The sequence below is a fragment of the Pseudomonas sp. S2_E02 genome (genome assembly GCF_054668355.1).
In genome coordinates this window covers 5542215-5558069 of the sequence record NZ_CP162761.1, presented here as the reverse complement: position 1 = coordinate 5558069, position 15855 = coordinate 5542215, and the positions used below count along the sequence as shown (strand labels likewise).

At 60.3% G+C, this 15855-nt stretch carries 15 protein-coding genes; 6 read left to right on the top strand and 9 right to left on the bottom strand.

Annotated elements, in window-relative coordinates; all coding sequences use genetic code 11:
• Nucleotides 1–23: 23 nt before the first annotated feature.
• The 4 genes from AB4O01_RS24775 to mreB all read right to left on the bottom strand — a co-directional run bounded on the left by AB4O01_RS24775 (nucleotide 24) and on the right by mreB (nucleotide 3470).
• The gene (locus AB4O01_RS24775) at nucleotides 24–620 is read right to left on the bottom strand and encodes a Maf family protein (RefSeq protein WP_460089875.1); all 597 of its coding nucleotides are present in this window, start codon (nucleotides 618–620) and stop codon (nucleotides 24–26) included.
• Nucleotides 621–657: 37 nt separating this feature from the next.
• Entirely contained in the window at nucleotides 658–1149 is a 492-nt protein-coding gene (gene mreD / locus AB4O01_RS24770; protein WP_034154468.1) for a rod shape-determining protein MreD, read from the bottom strand.
• Entirely contained in the window at nucleotides 1149–2255 is a 1107-nt protein-coding gene (mreC, locus tag AB4O01_RS24765; RefSeq protein ID WP_460092316.1) for a rod shape-determining protein MreC, read from the bottom strand. Before mreC ends, mreD begins: the two co-directional genes overlap by 1 nt.
• Nucleotides 2256–2432: 177 nt before the next feature.
• Nucleotides 2433–3470, bottom strand: coding sequence for a rod shape-determining protein MreB (mreB, locus tag AB4O01_RS24760; protein ID WP_002555108.1), 1038 nt, complete (start codon nucleotides 3468–3470; stop codon nucleotides 2433–2435).
• Nucleotides 3471–3681: 211 nt separating this feature from the next.
• Here mreB and gatC point away from each other — a divergent pair, with 211 nt between their 5' ends.
• The 6 genes from gatC to AB4O01_RS24730 all read left to right on the top strand — a co-directional run bounded on the left by gatC (nucleotide 3682) and on the right by AB4O01_RS24730 (nucleotide 8901).
• Nucleotides 3682–3969: an Asp-tRNA(Asn)/Glu-tRNA(Gln) amidotransferase subunit GatC gene (gatC, locus tag AB4O01_RS24755; RefSeq protein ID WP_007901429.1), complete on the top strand. Its 288-nt coding sequence runs from the start codon at nucleotides 3682–3684 to the stop codon at nucleotides 3967–3969.
• Nucleotides 3970–3985: 16 nt separating this feature from the next.
• The gene (gene gatA / locus AB4O01_RS24750) at nucleotides 3986–5437 is read left to right on the top strand and encodes an Asp-tRNA(Asn)/Glu-tRNA(Gln) amidotransferase subunit GatA (protein ID WP_093435926.1); all 1452 of its coding nucleotides are present in this window, start codon (nucleotides 3986–3988) and stop codon (nucleotides 5435–5437) included.
• Nucleotides 5438–5447: 10 nt separating this feature from the next.
• On the top strand, nucleotides 5448–6893 hold the full coding sequence (gene gatB / locus AB4O01_RS24745; RefSeq protein ID WP_099757997.1) for an Asp-tRNA(Asn)/Glu-tRNA(Gln) amidotransferase subunit GatB: 1446 nt from the start codon (nucleotides 5448–5450) through the stop codon (nucleotides 6891–6893).
• A 148-nt stretch (nucleotides 6894–7041) separates the two neighbouring features.
• Complete coding sequence (locus AB4O01_RS24740) at nucleotides 7042–7416, top strand: septal ring lytic transglycosylase RlpA family protein (RefSeq protein WP_093435918.1); 375 nt, start codon at nucleotides 7042–7044, stop codon at nucleotides 7414–7416.
• 46 nt (nucleotides 7417–7462) lie between these two features.
• Complete coding sequence (locus AB4O01_RS24735; protein ID WP_460089873.1) at nucleotides 7463–8524, top strand: calcium/sodium antiporter; 1062 nt, start codon at nucleotides 7463–7465, stop codon at nucleotides 8522–8524.
• Nucleotides 8521–8901 (top strand): carboxymuconolactone decarboxylase family protein, encoded by a 381-nt coding sequence (locus AB4O01_RS24730; protein WP_093435910.1) that lies wholly within the window; start codon nucleotides 8521–8523, stop codon nucleotides 8899–8901. The genes AB4O01_RS24735 and AB4O01_RS24730 overlap by 4 nt, the downstream gene beginning before the upstream one ends.
• Before the next feature lie 108 nt (nucleotides 8902–9009).
• On the opposite strand, the gene AB4O01_RS24725 is transcribed toward AB4O01_RS24730, so the two are convergent.
• From AB4O01_RS24725 to kdgD, 5 genes are all read right to left on the bottom strand, one after another.
• Nucleotides 9010–9951: an AEC family transporter gene (locus AB4O01_RS24725; RefSeq protein WP_099757996.1), complete on the bottom strand. Its 942-nt coding sequence runs from the start codon at nucleotides 9949–9951 to the stop codon at nucleotides 9010–9012.
• Between the two features lie 262 nt (nucleotides 9952–10213).
• Entirely contained in the window at nucleotides 10214–11767 is a 1554-nt protein-coding gene (gene garD / locus AB4O01_RS24720) for a galactarate dehydratase (RefSeq protein ID WP_034154460.1), read from the bottom strand.
• Nucleotides 11768–11778: 11 nt separating this feature from the next.
• The gene (locus AB4O01_RS24715) at nucleotides 11779–13143 is read right to left on the bottom strand and encodes an MFS transporter (protein WP_034154459.1); all 1365 of its coding nucleotides are present in this window, start codon (nucleotides 13141–13143) and stop codon (nucleotides 11779–11781) included.
• Between the two features lie 100 nt (nucleotides 13144–13243).
• Entirely contained in the window at nucleotides 13244–14689 is a 1446-nt protein-coding gene (locus AB4O01_RS24710; RefSeq protein WP_099757994.1) for an aldehyde dehydrogenase family protein, read from the bottom strand.
• 75 nt (nucleotides 14690–14764) lie between these two features.
• Complete coding sequence (gene kdgD / locus AB4O01_RS24705) at nucleotides 14765–15676, bottom strand: 5-dehydro-4-deoxyglucarate dehydratase (protein WP_093435890.1); 912 nt, start codon at nucleotides 15674–15676, stop codon at nucleotides 14765–14767.
• Nucleotides 15677–15855 lie beyond the last annotated feature (179 nt).

Below are 15855 nucleotides of genomic sequence, written 5' to 3'. Positions count from 1 at the left end.
CCGCATCTGGATTCGTACGACGCTTATTGCGCGTTCAGGTTTTGCCAACAGGGTATGCCGAAATGGCCTAACAGTTCTGCGGTTTCGCAAATCGGCAACCCGACCACCGCCGAGTAACTGCCATTGAGGCCCGCGACAAACACCGCGCCGAGCCCCTGAATGCCATAACCACCGGCCTTGTCCCGTGGCTCGCCACTGGCCCAGTAAGCGGCCGCTTCCTCAATGCTGATCGCGCGAAACCGCACCAGACTGCGCACCACCCGCGACTCGCAGCGCTCGTCTTCAAGCACGGCGATGGCGGTCAGCACTTCATGCTCCTTGCCGGACAACATCATCAGCATGGCGCATGCATCGGCTTCGTCCACCGGTTTGCCCAGAATTTTGCCGTCCAGCACCACGGCAGTGTCAGCACCCAGCACGCAGAATGGCTGAGTGGACACGACCGTGCGGCGTCCGGCCTCGGCTTTGCCGCGCGCCAAGCGTTCGACATAGGCCGAGGGCGACTCTTCGGGTGATGGGGTTTCGTCGATATCCGCACTGATGGCGGAGAACGGAACGCCGATCTGCGTGAGCAATTCACGCCGACGCGGCGATCCGGAGGCGAGGTAAAGCGGCTTCATCAAAACATCTCCCTGTTCAGTGCCCAACTTCACCGGTTCAATTGATTTTGTAGCGTCGGCGCAATCCGCGTAGGGCAAAGCTGACCCAAGGCCAGAGCAAGGCGCTGACCAGCGCCGGAAGTACCAGCGCCAGGGTTGGTTGACGGTTACCGGTCAAGGCACTGAGCCACAGTTGCACCAGTTGCGCGAGGCCGAAGATCACCAGAATCACCAGGCATTGTTGCCACATCGGGAACATCCGCAGGCGTTGTTGCAATGACAATACGAGGAAGGTGATCAGTGTCAGGATCAGCGCGTTCTGACCGAGCAGATCGCCCTGCAGCACGTCTTCGGCCAGGCCCAGGCAAAACGCCGTGACCATGCCCACTGTGTGCGGCATATACAAAGCCCAGAATGTCAGGAGCAAGGCCAGCCATAGCGGGCGCAGGATTTCCATGAAAATCGGCAATGGCGACACGCTCAGGAGTATGCCGACAACAAACGTCAGCCAGACAATCCAGCCGTTACGCGATGCGGTAGCCCCGACCATTATTCTTGTCTCCCGGTTGTCGCTGGTGCGTTGACTGGCGGTTTGGCCGCAGGTCGCGCAGCCGGCTGGGCAGCTGGAGGTTTGGCCGCCGCTGGCGTCGCTGCCGGTGGTTTGGCAGCCGCTGGCGGTTTGCTTGCCGCGGGTTTGGCCGGTGTGGCGCTAGCGGCGGCGGTCGGTGCGGCAGGCGTCGCGGGCGTCGTAGCCGCTGCGGCAGGCGGGGTCACGGTTTTCGGTACAGTGGCCGGAATAATCGGGCCGCCGCCAAAAGCATCAAGATTTTCCTGCGCTTGCGCCGCATCGTTGGCACGCTCTTCGGCGGTGCGGTTGTCGCTGAACACCAGCAACATGTAGCGGCTGCGGTTCAGCGCGGCGGTCGGCACGGCGCGGACGATGGCAAACGGCTGACCGGAATCGTGGATCACTTCCTTCACGGTCGCGACCGGATAGCCTGCCGGGAAACGCTGGCCAAGGCCGGAACTGACCAACAGGTCGCCTTCCTTGATATCCGCCGTGTCGGCGACGTGGCGCAATTCCAGGCGCTCAGGGTTGCCGGTGCCGCTGGCAATCGCCCGCAGCCCGTTGCGATTGACCTGTACGGGAATGCTGTGTGTGCTGTCAGTGAGCAGCAACACGCGCGAGGTGTAAGGCATCAACTCGACCACCTGGCCCATCAGGCCACGCGCATCGAGCACCGGCTGACCGAGCACCACGCCGTCGCGCTCACCTTTATTGATGATGATGCGATGGGTGAACGGGTTGGGGTCCATACCGATCAACTCGGCCACTTCGACCTTTTCGTTGACCAGTGCAGAAGAATTGAGCAACTCGCGCAGCCGAACGTTCTGCTCGGTAAGGGCGGCAAGCTTTTGCATGCGGCCCTGCAACAGCAGGTTTTCGGTCTTGAGTTTTTCGTTTTCGGCGACAAGCTCGGTGCGGCTGCCGAACTGGCTGGCGACACCTTCCCACAAGCGACCCGGCAGGTCTGTGATCCAGTAGGCATCCATCAGCACCAGCGACGCTTGCTTGCGCGCAGGCTTGAGCAGGTCAAAGCGGGCATCGACCACCATCAGCGCGATCGATAGCACGGCCAGCACCAACAGGCGCACGCCCAACGAAGGGCCCTTGGCGAAAAGCGGTTTAATAAGCCGCTCCTCCCAGGCAAATGTTCTGTTTATTCATACGGCATCAAACCGGCCTGGATGAAGACTGACAGAAGATAAACGCCAACAGGCAGCACTGCAAAGTGCTGCCTGCGCGCTCACCCACGTATTGCACTCGGCGACTTATTCGCTCGAGAGCAGGTCCATGGTGTGCTTATCCATCATTTCCAATGCACGGCCACCGCCGCGAGCCACACAGGTCAGCGGATCTTCGGCAACGATCACTGGCAGACCGGTTTCCTGGGCCAGCAACTTGTCGAGATCACGCAGCAGCGCGCCACCACCGGTCAGCACCAGGCCACGCTCGGCGATGTCGGAAGCCAGTTCCGGCGGCGATTGCTCCAGAGCACTTTTCACAGCCTGAACGATGGTTGCCAGGGACTCTTGCAGAGCTTCCAGCACTTCGTTGGAGTTCAGGGTGAATGCGCGTGGAACGCCTTCGGCCAGGTTGCGACCGCGAACGTCGACTTCGCGAACTTCGCCGCCCGGGTAGGCCGTGCCGATTTCCTGTTTGATGCGCTCAGCGGTGGATTCACCGATCAGGCTGCCGTAGTTACGACGCACGTAAGTGATGATCGCTTCGTCGAAGCGGTCGCCGCCAACGCGGACGGATTCGGCATACACCACACCGTTCAGGGAGATCAGCGCGATTTCAGTGGTACCACCACCGATATCCACGACCATCGAACCGCGCGCTTCTTCGACCGGCAGGCCGGCACCGATCGCAGCGGCCATTGGCTCTTCGATCAGGAATACTTCACGGGCACCGGCACCAAGGGCCGATTCACGGATGGCGCGACGCTCAACCTGGGTGGATTTGCATGGAACGCAGATCAGCACACGAGGGCTAGGCTGCAGAAAGCTGTTTTCGTGAACCTTGTTAATAAAGTATTGCAGCATCTTTTCGCAGACGCTGAAGTCGGCGATCACGCCGTCTTTCATCGGACGAATGGCAGCAATGTTGCCCGGCGTACGGCCGAGCATGCGCTTGGCCTCGGTGCCGACAGCAACGACACTTTTCTGGTTACCGTGTGTCCGAATGGCCACAACCGATGGCTCATTCAGGACGATACCGCGCTCGCGCACGTAAATAAGGGTGTTGGCAGTGCCCAGGTCAATGGAAAGATCGCTGGAAAACATGCCACGCAGTTTCTTGAACATGGGAAAGGGACCCTAGGCAACGCGTGGGTAAAAAAGTGCGGCAAACTCTAACAACGACAGGGATTTTGGGCAAGGCGCCAATATGTTAAATTGGCCGCTTTTCTGTGCACCAAGCCCCACAATCGCGGCCTTATGACCGTAGAAGTGCGGTAGTGTTCCGACAATCTAACACACGGACGCCGTCCGTTCTGTTTTCCACAGGAGAATCCCGATGGCGCTAGAACGCTCCGACGTGGAAAAAATCGCTCATCTGGCCTGCCTTGGCCTCAATGATGCCGATCTTCCACACATTACTTCCGCTCTCAACAGCATTCTCGGTCTGGTCGACGAAATGCAGGCTGTTAATACCGACGGAATCGAGCCTCTGGCCCACCCGCTGGAAGCCAGTCAGCGCCTGCGCGCCGACGTTGTGACCGAGACCAATCACCGCGAGGCCTACCAGTCCATCGCACCAGCGGTCGAAAACGGCCTGTATCTGGTTCCGAAAGTCATCGACTAAAGGGAAAGAGCCTGCAATGCATCAAATGACTCTGGCCGAGATCGCCCGCGGTCTCGCCGATAAAAAGTTTTCCTCCGAAGAGCTGACCAAAGTCCTGCTGGCGCGCATCACCCAGCTCGATCCGCAGCTCAACAGTTTCATCAGCCTCACCGAAGAGCTGGCGCTCGAGCAGGCGAAAGCCGCCGATGCACGCCGCGCCAACGGTGAGAGCGGCGCCCTGCTCGGTGCGCCGATCGCTCACAAAGACCTGTTCTGCACCCAGGGCATTCGCACCAGCTGCGGCTCGAAGATGCTCGACAACTTCAAAGCCCCGTACGACGCCACCGTGGTCGCGAAGCTGGCGGCTGCCGGCGCGGTGACCCTGGGCAAGACCAACATGGACGAATTCGCCATGGGTTCGGCCAACGAGTCGAGCTGGTACGGCGCGGTGAAAAACCCGTGGAACCTGGAACACGTGCCGGGCGGTTCGTCCGGCGGTTCGGCGGCGGCAGTAGCCGCTCGTCTGTTGCCTGCGGCCACGGCCACCGACACTGGCGGTTCGATCCGTCAGCCGGCAGCCTTCACCAACCTCACCGGCCTGAAACCGACCTACGGTCGTGTTTCGCGCTGGGGCATGATCGCTTACGCCTCCAGCCTCGATCAGGGCGGGCCGTTGGCGCGCACCGCCGAAGACTGCGCAATTTTGTTGCAAGGTATGGCTGGCTTCGATCAGAACGACTCCACCAGCATCGATGAGCCGGTTCCGGATTACTCCGCCAGCCTGGGCGACTCGCTGCAAGGCCTGCGCATCGGCGTGCCGAAGGAATACTTCAGCGCCGGTCTCGACCCACGCATCGCCGAGCTGATCCAGAACAGCATTAAAGAGCTGCAGAAGCTCGGTGCGGTGATCAAGGAAATCAGCCTGCCGAACATGCAGCACGCAATTCCTGCGTACTACGTGATCGCCCCGGCAGAGGCTTCCTCGAACCTGTCGCGTTTCGACGGCGTGCGCTTCGGCCATCGCTGCGAGAACCCGGAAAACCTGATCGACCTGTACAAGCGCTCCCGTGGCGAAGGCTTCGGCGCGGAAGTGCAGCGCCGGATCATGGTCGGTGCCTACGCGCTGTCCGCCGGTTACTACGACGCCTACTACCTGAAAGCGCAGAAGATCCGTCGCCTGGTGAAGAACGACTTCATGGCTGCCTTTAATGAGGTCGACATCATCCTCGGCCCAACCACGCCGAACCCGGCCTGGAAACTCGGCGCCAAGAACAGCGACCCGGTCGCTGCCTATCTGGAAGACGTCTACACCATCACCGCCAACCTCGCGGGCCTGCCGGGCCTGTCGATGCCGGCCGGTTTTGTCGACGGTCTGCCGGTGGGCGTGCAGTTGCTCGCGCCGTATTTCCAGGAAGGTCGCCTGTTGAACGTTGCCCACCAGTATCAGCTCAACACTGACTGGCACACCCGCACCCCAACCGGCTTCTGAGGAGACACACATGCAATGGGAAGTCGTGATCGGGCTGGAGATTCACACTCAGCTCACTACCCGGTCGAAAATCTTTTCCGGTAGTTCCACCACGTTCGGTTCCGAGCCGAACACTCAGGCCAGCCTGATCGACCTGGGCATGCCCGGCGTTCTGCCGGTACTGAACCAGGAAGCGGTGCGCATGGCGGTGATGTTCGGTCTGGCGATTGACGCCGAGATCGGTCAGCACAACGTGTTCGCCCGTAAAAACTACTTCTACCCGGACCTGCCGAAGGGCTACCAGATCAGCCAGATGGAGTTGCCGATCGTCGGCAAGGGCCACCTGGACATCGCCCTGGAAGACGGCACGGTCAAGCGTGTTGGCATCACCCGCGCGCACCTGGAAGAAGACGCCGGCAAGAGCCTGCACGAAGAATTCAACGGTGCCACCGGCATCGACCTGAACCGTGCCGGCACACCGCTGCTGGAAATCGTCTCCGAGCCGGACATGCGCAGCGCCAAGGAAGCCGTGGCTTACGTCAAGGCGATCCACGCACTGGTGCGTTACCTGGGTATTTGCGACGGCAACATGGCCGAAGGTTCGCTGCGTTGCGACTGCAACGTATCGGTACGCCCGAAAGGTCAGGTTGAGTTCGGCACGCGCTGCGAGATCAAGAACGTCAACTCGTTCCGCTTCATCGAGAAGGCAATCAACACCGAGATCCAGCGTCAGATCGAGCTGATCGAAGACGGCGGCAAAGTGATCCAGCAGACCCGTCTGTACGATCCAAACAAGGACGAGACCCGTCCGATGCGTTCGAAAGAGGAAGCCAACGACTACCGTTACTTCCCCGATCCGGACCTGCTGCCCGTAGTCATCGAAGAGTCGTTCCTCGGCGAGGTGCGCGCCACCCTGCCGGAACTGCCACCGCAGAAACGCGAGCGCTTCCAGAGCCAGTTCGGTCTGTCGGCCTACGACGCCAACGTGCTGGCCACCAGCCGTGAGCAAGCGGACTACTTCGAGAAAGTTGCAGCCATCGGCGGCGACGCGAAACTGGCGGCGAACTGGGTGATGGTCGAGTTGGGCAGCCTGCTCAACAAGCAAGGCGTGGACATCGACGAGTCGCCGGTTTCCGCTGAACTGCTGGGCGGCATGCTACAGCGCATCAAGGACAACACCATCTCCGGCAAGATCGCCAAAGTGGTGTTCGAAGCGATGGCCAACGGTGAAGGCAGCGCGGACGAAATCATCGAGAAACGTGGCCTGAAACAGGTTACCGACAGCGGCGCGATCTCTGCAGTGCTGGACGAAATGCTCGCGGCCAACGCCGAGCAGGTTGAACAGTATCGTGCGGCGGATGAAGCCAAACGCGGCAAGATGTTCGGCTTCTTTGTCGGTCAGGCGATGAAAGCGTCGAAAGGCAAAGCCAACCCGCAGCAAGTGAACGAACTGCTGAAAAGCAAGCTCGAAGGCTGATGAAAATGGAGCCAGACAAACAGCCTGGCTCCATCCCCTGTAGGAGTGAGCCTGCTCGCGATAGCGATTTGACAGTCACTTTTCCGGTGTCTGACATTGCGCTATCGCGAGCAGGCTCACTCCTACATTTGTTTTTGGGAAACCTTGAATGAAGCGTCTGCTCAGCCTTTTCGCCCTGCTCTCCTTGCTGGCCGGTTGCGCCAGCACCGATATCATCGACCCGCACGGTTACGACCAGACCGGTGTCGCCTCTTATTACGGTGCCAAGCACCACGGTAAACGGACCGCCAGTGGCGAGCCGTTCAACCAGAATTCCCTGACCGCCGCCCACCGCCAGCTACCCTTTGGCACACGGGTGAAGGTCACCAACCTGAAAAACGATGAATCTGTTGTGGTCCGCATCAACGACCGTGGCCCGCATACCCGTGGACGCCTGATCGATGTGTCCCGCGAGGCCGCCGAACAACTCGGCATGCTGCGCAGCGGCACCGCGCGGGTTCGCGTGCAGGCCCTCGACGACTGATGGAGCGCTGACCATTTTCGGATTAGCCGATTTACCCCTGATCAGCGTGATCGAACTGCTCGCTGGCCTGTGCCTGCTGATCTTCGGCGCCGAACTGATGGTGCGCGCAGCGGTACGTCTGGCAGCACGCCTGCATGTGCGACCGCTGATCATCGGCCTGACCCTCGTCGCCCTCGGCAGCAGCGCACCGCAAATGGCCGTGAGCCTGCAAGCGGCGCTGGCGCATAACCCGGACATCGCCGTCGGCAGTGTGGTCGGCAGCAGCATCTTCAACATCCTTGTCACCCTCGGGCTTTCCGCGCTGATCATTCCTCTGCGCGTCTCGCGGCAACTGGTGCGCCTGGATATTCCGCTGATGATCGGTGCCAGCCTGCTGGTATTCGTGCTGGCATGGAATGAAGAGATCGGGCGCTTCGACGGCATCCTGTTGTTGGCGGCTTTGGCGCTGTATCTCGGTTTACTGCTGCGCCAGTCACGGCATTCGACGCGACCGCATTCGGAACATCCTGAAACGGCGCATGCCTCGTGGTTCAGCAGCCTGTTGATGATCGTTATCGGTCTGGCGATGCTGGTGTTTGCCGGGCATCTGCTGCTGGGCGCCGCTGTCGTGGTGGCCACCGACCTGGGATTCTCCGAGCGAGTGATTGGCCTGACTGTGGTCGCCGTCGGCACGTCGCTGCCGGAACTGGCTACGTCATTGATCGCAGCCTTGCGCGGACAACGCGACATCGCCGTCGGCAACGTGATCGGCGCCAACCTGTTCAACCTGCTCGGGGTGCTCGGCCTGACCGCATTGATCGCACCGACGCCGCTGTCGGTGTCCCCGAACGCGCTGGATTTCGACCTGCCGGTGATGCTCGGCGTCGCCGCACTGTGCCTGCCGGTGTTCTATTCCGGCTACCGCGTGACGCGCGCCGAAGGTTTGCTGTTGCTCGGTTTGTACCTGGCGTACGGACTGCACGTGGTGTCGTTCACCACCGGCATGCCGCTGGCCGGCAAGCTTGAGCGGCTGATGCTGTTTTATGTCTTGCCGACGCTGTTGACGTTCCTGCTGTTCACGTCGATCCGCGCCTGGCGCCGCCAACACCACAAGAGGGATATGCCATGACCGAATCGAAGAAGTCCGGGGTTGAAGTCCGCCGCCAGGTAATGGGCGATGCGTTTGTTGATCGCGCGCTGGGCAACGCCACCGAATTCACCCAGCCGTTGCAGGATTTCGTCAATGAACATGCCTGGGGTGGCGTGTGGAATCGCGAAGGTCTGCCGCTGAAAACCCGCAGCCTGATCACCCTCGCCGCGCTGACCGCGTTGAAGTGCCCGCAAGAGTTGAAAGGCCATGTGCGCGGCGCGCTGAACAATGGCTGCACGGTCGACGAGATTCGTGAGGCGCTGCTGCATTGCGCAGTGTATGCCGGCGTGCCGGCGGCGATCGATGCGTTTCGTGCAGCTCAGGAAGTGATCGATACCTACCAGAAGCCTGTGTGATTGAACTGACGCCTTCGCGAGCAAGCTCGCTCCCACATTGGAATGCATTTCAAATGTGGGAGCGAGCTTGCTCGCGAAGAGGCCCGGGAGAGCAACCCAAGATTCAGGCTAGATCCACCCACCCCATTGCAAAACAAAGATCCCGATATTGGTGGTAATCGCCGCCATCAACGTGGTCAACACAATGATCGCCGCCGCCAGCTCATGATTGCCCTGCGCCGCCCGGGCCATGACAAAACTCGCCGCCGCCGTCGGGCTGCCGAAGTACAGAAACAGAATCCCCAGCTCCGCCCCGCGAAAGCCCCACAACCACGCCCCCAGCGTCGCCAGCACCGGTAGACCGATCATCTTCACCAGGCTGGAGCTGAGCGCCATGCTACCGCTCTTGCGCAATGCCGCCAGCGACAACGTGCCGCCAATGCAGATCAGCGCCAATGGCAAGGTGGTCTGCGCCAGATACTGGCCGGAAGTTTCCAGCCAACCCGGCAAACCGATCTTGAAATAGGCAAACGGCGCCGCCGCAATCACGCTGATGATCAACGGATTGCTGAACACGCTTTTGCAGATGCTCCACGGATCGGATTTGATCACCGGGCTGTACACCGCCAGCACGATGGTCGACAGCGTGTTGTAAAACAGGATCACCAGCGCCGCGAGAATCGCCCCGAGGGAAATCCCGTAATCGCCGTACATGCTCGCCGCCAGTGCCAGACCGATCACGCCGTTATTGCCGCGAAACGCGCCTTGGGTGTAGATGCCGCGATCTTCACGCGGGCATTTGAAAATCGCCCAGCCCCAGGCCACGGCGAAGCTCACCAGGGTGGCGAGGGAGAAGTAGATCAGCAGGGACGGCTGCAACGCGGCGTGCAGGTCGGCATGCAGAATGCCGAGGAACAGCAGCGCCGGCATGGTGACGTTGAACACCAGCGACGAGGCCGTGTGGATGAAGTTGTCGTTGATCCAGTCGATGCGCTTGAGCAGCACACCGAGAAACAGCATGGCAAACACCGGCGCGGTGATGTTCAGGGTTTCGAGGAAGATTGCCAGCATGCCGGGGAGCCTTGGGTGAGCGTCGTTAGGGGGCTAATGATAAGCCAAAAGCTTGAAAAGCCCCTCACCCTAACCCTCTCCCCGAGGGAGAGGGGACTGACCGAGGTGTCTTGTGTCATACATCGACCTGCAAGACCGAGTCGATTATGGATTCGGCAAAGCACTTTCAGGTCGATGTACTTCTTAAATATTTCCGGATCGGCCCCCTCTCCCTCCGGGAGAGGGCTGGGGTGAGGGTAGCTTTTGACCCACCCCCAAACCATCAAGTAATCGGCGCCGGATTGAACAACGTAATGTCGTTATGCAGCTTGTGCTTCTCCGCCCACGTCTGCTGCTTGCCGCTCGCCACATCCAGATAATAGTGGAACAGCTCCCAACCCAACTCCTCGATGGTCGCCCGCCCGGTAGCAATCCGCCCGGCGTCGATATCGATCAGATCCGGCCAGCGCTGCGCCAACTCCGTACGCGTCGAGACCTTCACCACCGGCGCCATCGCCAACCCATACGGCGTACCCCGCCCGGTGGTGAACACATGCAGGTTCATCCCCGCCGCCAACTGCAACGTCCCACAAACAAAATCACTGGCCGGCGTCGCGCAGAAAATCAGCCCCTTCTGCTTGAACCGCTCGCCCGGGCCGAGTACGCCATTAATCGCACTGCTACCGGACTTGACGATCGACCCCAGCGACTTCTCGACAATGTTCGACAGCCCGCCCTTCTTGTTGCCGGGCGTGGTATTGGCGCTACGATCCGCTTCACCCTTGGCCAGGTATCGGTCGTACCAGTCCATCTCGCGCACCAGTTCCTCGGCGACGGTTTTGCTTTCGGCGCGCGATGTCAGCAGGTAAATCGCATCGCGCACTTCGGTGACTTCGGAAAACATCACCGTCGCCCCTGCCCGCAACAGCAAATCCGAGGCGTAGCCCAGCGCCGGGTTGGCGGTGATTCCGGAAAACGCATCGCTGCCGCCGCACTGCATACCCAGGATCAACTCGGAGGCCGGCACGGTTTCGCGGCGGCGCTGGTCGAGCTTCTTCAAACGGACTTCGGCCAGCGCCATGATCTGCTCGATCATCTCGGTGAAACCGTGACTGGAATCCTGCAAGCGATACAGCCATGGATCGCTGAGATCCACCGAAGCATCGTCCTCGTGCATGACCTGCCCGGCCTGCAACTTCTCGCAGCCCAGACTGATCACCAGCGCTTCACCACCGAGGTTCGGGTTGCGCGCCAGGTTGCGCACGGTACGAATCGGGATGTAGGCGTCAGTGGCAGTGATCGCCACGCCGCAGCCATAACTGTGAGTCAGCGCCACCACGTCATCGACATGCGGGTACTTCGGCAGCAGTTCTTCCTTGATGCGTTTCACCGCGTGATCGAGCACGCCGGTGACGCACTGCACCGTGGTGGTAATGCCGAGAATATTGCGCGTGCCGACGGTACCGTCAGCGTTGCGATAACCCTCGAACGTGAAGCCTTCCAGCGGTGCCTGCGCGTCCGGCACCTCGGTGGACAGCGGCAGGCTGTCCAGCGGCGGCGCGGTCGGCATGCGCAGTTGATCTTCCTTGACCCAACTGCCACGGCGAATAGGCTGCAACGCGTAGCCAATCACCTGACCGTAGCGAATCACCTGGCCGCCCTCGGGAATATCTTCGAGGGTGACCTTGTGGCTCTGCGGCACAAATTCCAGCGTCACCAGGCCATCGGCAAACTCAGTGCCGGCCGGTGCGCCCTGGTCGTTGACCACAACCACCACATTGTCCCGCTCGTGCAGGCGGATGTGGCGCGGCGAGTCGGAATGTTCAATCAACTGCATGACGCCGCTCCTCAGGAATGCGCTTGAGACAATTTACCGGTGGCTTCAGTACCGCCATTGGTTGGCGGCTCTTTGAGGACCACGCGTTTGATCGGGCCAACGATGACCAGGTAGCTGAACACCGCCACCAGTGCGTTGGCACCGACAAACACCAGCGCCCATTTGAACGAGCCAGTGGAGCTGATGATGTAGCCAATCACGATCGGCGTGGTAATCGAAGCGATGTTGCCGAAAGTGTTGAACAGGCCACCGCTCAGGCCGGCGATCTGTTTTGGCGAAGTGTCGGAGACCACTGCCCAACCGAGTGCGCCAACGCCTTTGCCGAAGAAGGCCAGAGCCATGAAGCCAACCACCATCCATTCCACATCAACATAGTTGCAGGCGACGATACTGCTGGAAACCAGCAGGCCAGCGATGATCGGTGCCTTGCGGGCGAAGGTCAGCGAGTGGCCTTTGCGCAGCAGGTAATCGGAAATTACCCCGCCGAGCACGCCGCCGATAAAGCCGCAGATGGCCGGCAACGAGGCGATGAAACCGGCCTTGAGAATGGTCATGCCACGCTCTTGCACCAGGTACACCGGAAACCAGGTCAGAAAGAAATAGGTGATGCCGTTGATGCAGTATTGACCCAGATACACACCGAGCATCATGCGGTTGGTCAGCAACTGACGGATGTAATCCCATTTCGGACCATCGGCTTTTTTGCCTTGCTTGACGTCCATGTCGACCATGCCGCCGTTGTCGGCAATGAACTGCACTTCCGCTTCGTTGGCCAGCGGGTGTTGACGCGGGCTGTGGATAACCTTCAGCCAGATGCCAGAGAAGACGATGCCGAACACGCCCATGACGATAAACACGTGTTCCCAGCCGAAGGAGTAAACGATCCAGCCCATGAGCGGAGCGAACAACACGGTGGCAAAGTATTGCGCCGAGTTGAAGATCGCCGAAGCCGTACCGCGCTCGGCGGTCGGGAACCATGCCGCCACGATGCGCGCATTACCGGGGAACGACGGCGCTTCAGCCAGACCGACCAGAAAGCGCAGCATGAACAGCGCAACGATCGCCGTGGACATGCCGAACTCACCGACAAAGCCTTGCAGCACGGTGAACAGCGACCAGGTGAAAATGCTCAGGGCATAGACTTTTTTCGAGCCGAAGCGATCGAGCAGCCAGCCACCGGGGATTTGCCCGGCCACGTAGGCCCAACCGAATGCGGAGAAGATATAGCCGAGGGTAACCGCGTCAATGCCCAGATCTTTTTGCAGGCTGGAGCCGGCGATGGCGATCGTGGCGCGGTCGGCGTAGTTGATCGTGGTCACCAGAAACAGCATGAGCAGGATCAAATAGCGGACGTGAGTCGGCTTGGACGATTGCATGTAGATGTACTCCCACTGATTATTTTTATGCGCGGGTGAATCTTCTTTGGTCTTCCCTGTAGGAGCTGCCGAAGGCTGCTCCTACAGGGGTATTGCCTTATCAGGAACCGATGTAACTGGTCTTCACGACCGTGTAGAACTCTTGCGCATAACGGCCTTGCTCACGTGAGCCATAGGATGAACCTTTACGGCCACCGAACGGAACGTGGTAATCGACGCCAGCGGTCGGCAAATTGACCATCACCATCCCGGCCTGCGAGTGACGCTTGAAGTGGTTGGCGTACTTCAGCGAGGTGGTCGCAATACCCGCCGACAGACCGAACTCGGTGTCGTTGGCCATCGCCAGCGCCGCGTCGTAATCAGCCACGCGAACGATGTTGGCCACCGGGCCAAAGATTTCTTCGCGGCTGATGCGCATCGACGCTTCACTGTCGGCAAACAGCGTTGGCGCGAGGAAGTAGCCTTCGGTGTCGCAGGTCACCAGACCGCCGCCGCTGACCAGACGCGCACCTTCGGACTGGCCGATGTCGATGTACTTCATGTCCTGTTCCAGCTGCGCTTGCGAAACCACTGGACCAATATCGGTACCGGATTTCAGCGCGTGGCCGACCTTGATCGACTTCATGCGCTCGGCCATGGCTTCAACGAACTTGTCGTGAATCCCGGCAGTGACGATCAAGCGGCTGGAAGCCGTGCAACGCTGACCGGTGGAGTAGAACGCGCTCTGCACCGACAGCTCGACCGCTTGTTTGAGGTCGGCGTCGTCGAGAATGATCTGCGGGTTCTTGCCGCCCATTTCCAGCTGCACTTTCGCCTGACGCGACACGCAGTTAACGGCGATCTGACGACCCACGCCGACAGAACCGGTGAAGCTGATGCCGTCGACTTTCGGGCTCTGCACCAACGCATCGCCAACCACGCGACCGCTGCCCATCACCAGGTTGAACACGCCAGCCGGGAAGCCGGCGCGGGAGATGATTTCCGCCAATGCCCAGGCACAGCCCGGAACCAGATCGGCGGGTTTCAATACCACGCAGTTGCCGTAGGCCAGGGCTGGGGCGATTTTCCACGCAGGAATCGCGATCGGGAAGTTCCACGGGGTGATCAGACCGACCACGCCCAGCGCTTCGCGAGTCACTTCAACGTTGACGCCCGGGCGCACCGACGGCACGTAGTCGCCGGACAAGCGCAGGCATTCACCGGCGAAGAATTTGAAGATGTTGCCGGCGCGGGTCACTTCACCGATGGCTTCGGGCAGGGTCTTGCCCTCTTCCCGGGCCAGCAGGGTGCCGAGCTCTTCGCGACGGGCGAGAATTTCGCTGCCGACTTTATCCAGCGAATCGTGACGGGCCTGAATGCCCGAAGTCGAGTACGCCGGGAACGCGGCGCGGGCGGCGTCGATGGCGGCGTGAACCTGAGTCAGATCAGCCTTGGCGTAGTCGCCGATGGTGTCACTCAGTTCCGAAGGGTTGATGTTGGCCGAGTAGTCGGCACCGGCAATCCATTCACCGTTGATGTAGTTGTCGTAGCGTTTTGCAGTTGTCACAGGGGCAGCCCTCACATCTCAAAGCCTTCACGCAAAAAGCCGCTGATTGCTCAGCGGCCTCGCTTTTATCGGGTGTTACTGCGCACCTTGCTTGTCGATCAGCGCGGCGAGCATTTCGTACTCTTCGCCAGTCAGATCGGTCAGCGGCGCCCGCACCGGGCCTGCGTCATAGCCGGCGATTTTCGCGCCTGCCTTGACGATGCTCACGGCGTAACCGGCCTTGCGGTTGCGGATGTCGAGGTAAGGCAGGAAGAAGTCGTCGATGATCTTACCGACAGTGGCGTGATCTTCACGGGCGATCGCGTGGTAGAAGTCCATCGCGGTTTTCGGGATGAAGTTGAACACCGCCGAGGAGTAAACCGGCACGCCCAGCGCCTTGTAGGCAGCGGCGTAGACTTCGGCGGTCGGCAGACCACCCAGGTAGCTGAAGCGATCACCGAGGCGGCGACGGATCGACACCATCAACTCGATATCACCCAGGCCGTCCTTGTAGCCGATCAGGTTCGGGCAGCGCTCGGCCAGACGTTCCAGCAGCGGCGCGTTGAGGCGGCAAACGTTGCGGTTGTAGACGACCACGCCGATGTTGACCGATTTACACACGGCTTCAACGTGAGCAGCAACACCGTCCTGGCTGGCTTCGGTCAGGTAGTGCGGCAGCAGCAACAGGCCTTTGGCGCCCAGACGCTCGGCTTCCTGAGCGTATTCGATGGCCTGACGGGTCGAACCACCGACACCGGCGAGGATCGGCACGCTGGTTTCGCAAGTGTCGACGGCAGTCTTGATGATTTCCGAGTATTCGCTGGCGGCCAGGGAGAAGAACTCACCGGTGCCGCCGGCGGCGAACAAGGCTGAAGCGCCATACGGAGCCAGCCATTCCAGGCGTTTGATGTAGCCCGCGCGGTTGAAATCGCCCTGCGCGTTGAAATCGGTCACCGGGAAGGACAGCAGGCCGGCAGAGAGGATGGACTTCAGTTCTTGTGGATTCATTATTCGAACACCCTGGTAGCAACGTTTTTTGTGATTGGTCCGTTCAGCCTTCGCTGAAGTTGTAGGTCATCGTACAACTTAAAAGATAACCGTCAACTGCATTTCATCGTTGTGGGTGGTTTTTTGTCGGACAAAAGTGTTTAAGCCAAATGGCGAATCAGCGTAAAGGCCTGTTTTTA

Coding starts and splice junctions, on each gene's coding strand:
- AB4O01_RS24775 (WP_460089875.1), bottom strand. CDS start 620: ATGAAGCCGCTTTACCTCGCCTCCGGATCGCCGCGTCGGCGTGAATTG.
- mreD (WP_034154468.1), bottom strand. CDS start 1,149: ATGGTCGGGGCTACCGCATCGCGTAACGGCTGGATTGTCTGGCTGACG.
- mreB (WP_002555108.1), bottom strand. CDS start 3,470: ATGTTCAAGAAACTGCGTGGCATGTTTTCCAGCGATCTTTCCATTGAC.
- gatC (WP_007901429.1), top strand. CDS start 3,682: ATGGCGCTAGAACGCTCCGACGTGGAAAAAATCGCTCATCTGGCCTGC.
- gatA (WP_093435926.1), top strand. CDS start 3,986: ATGCATCAAATGACTCTGGCCGAGATCGCCCGCGGTCTCGCCGATAAA.
- gatB (WP_099757997.1), top strand. CDS start 5,448: ATGCAATGGGAAGTCGTGATCGGGCTGGAGATTCACACTCAGCTCACT.
- AB4O01_RS24740 (WP_093435918.1), top strand. CDS start 7,042: ATGAAGCGTCTGCTCAGCCTTTTCGCCCTGCTCTCCTTGCTGGCCGGT.
- AB4O01_RS24730 (WP_093435910.1), top strand. CDS start 8,521: ATGACCGAATCGAAGAAGTCCGGGGTTGAAGTCCGCCGCCAGGTAATG.
- AB4O01_RS24725 (WP_099757996.1), bottom strand. CDS start 9,951: ATGCTGGCAATCTTCCTCGAAACCCTGAACATCACCGCGCCGGTGTTT.
- garD (WP_034154460.1), bottom strand. CDS start 11,767: ATGCAGTTGATTGAACATTCCGACTCGCCGCGCCACATCCGCCTGCAC.
- AB4O01_RS24715 (WP_034154459.1), bottom strand. CDS start 13,143: ATGCAATCGTCCAAGCCGACTCACGTCCGCTATTTGATCCTGCTCATG.
- kdgD (WP_093435890.1), bottom strand. CDS start 15,676: ATGAATCCACAAGAACTGAAGTCCATCCTCTCTGCCGGCCTGCTGTCC.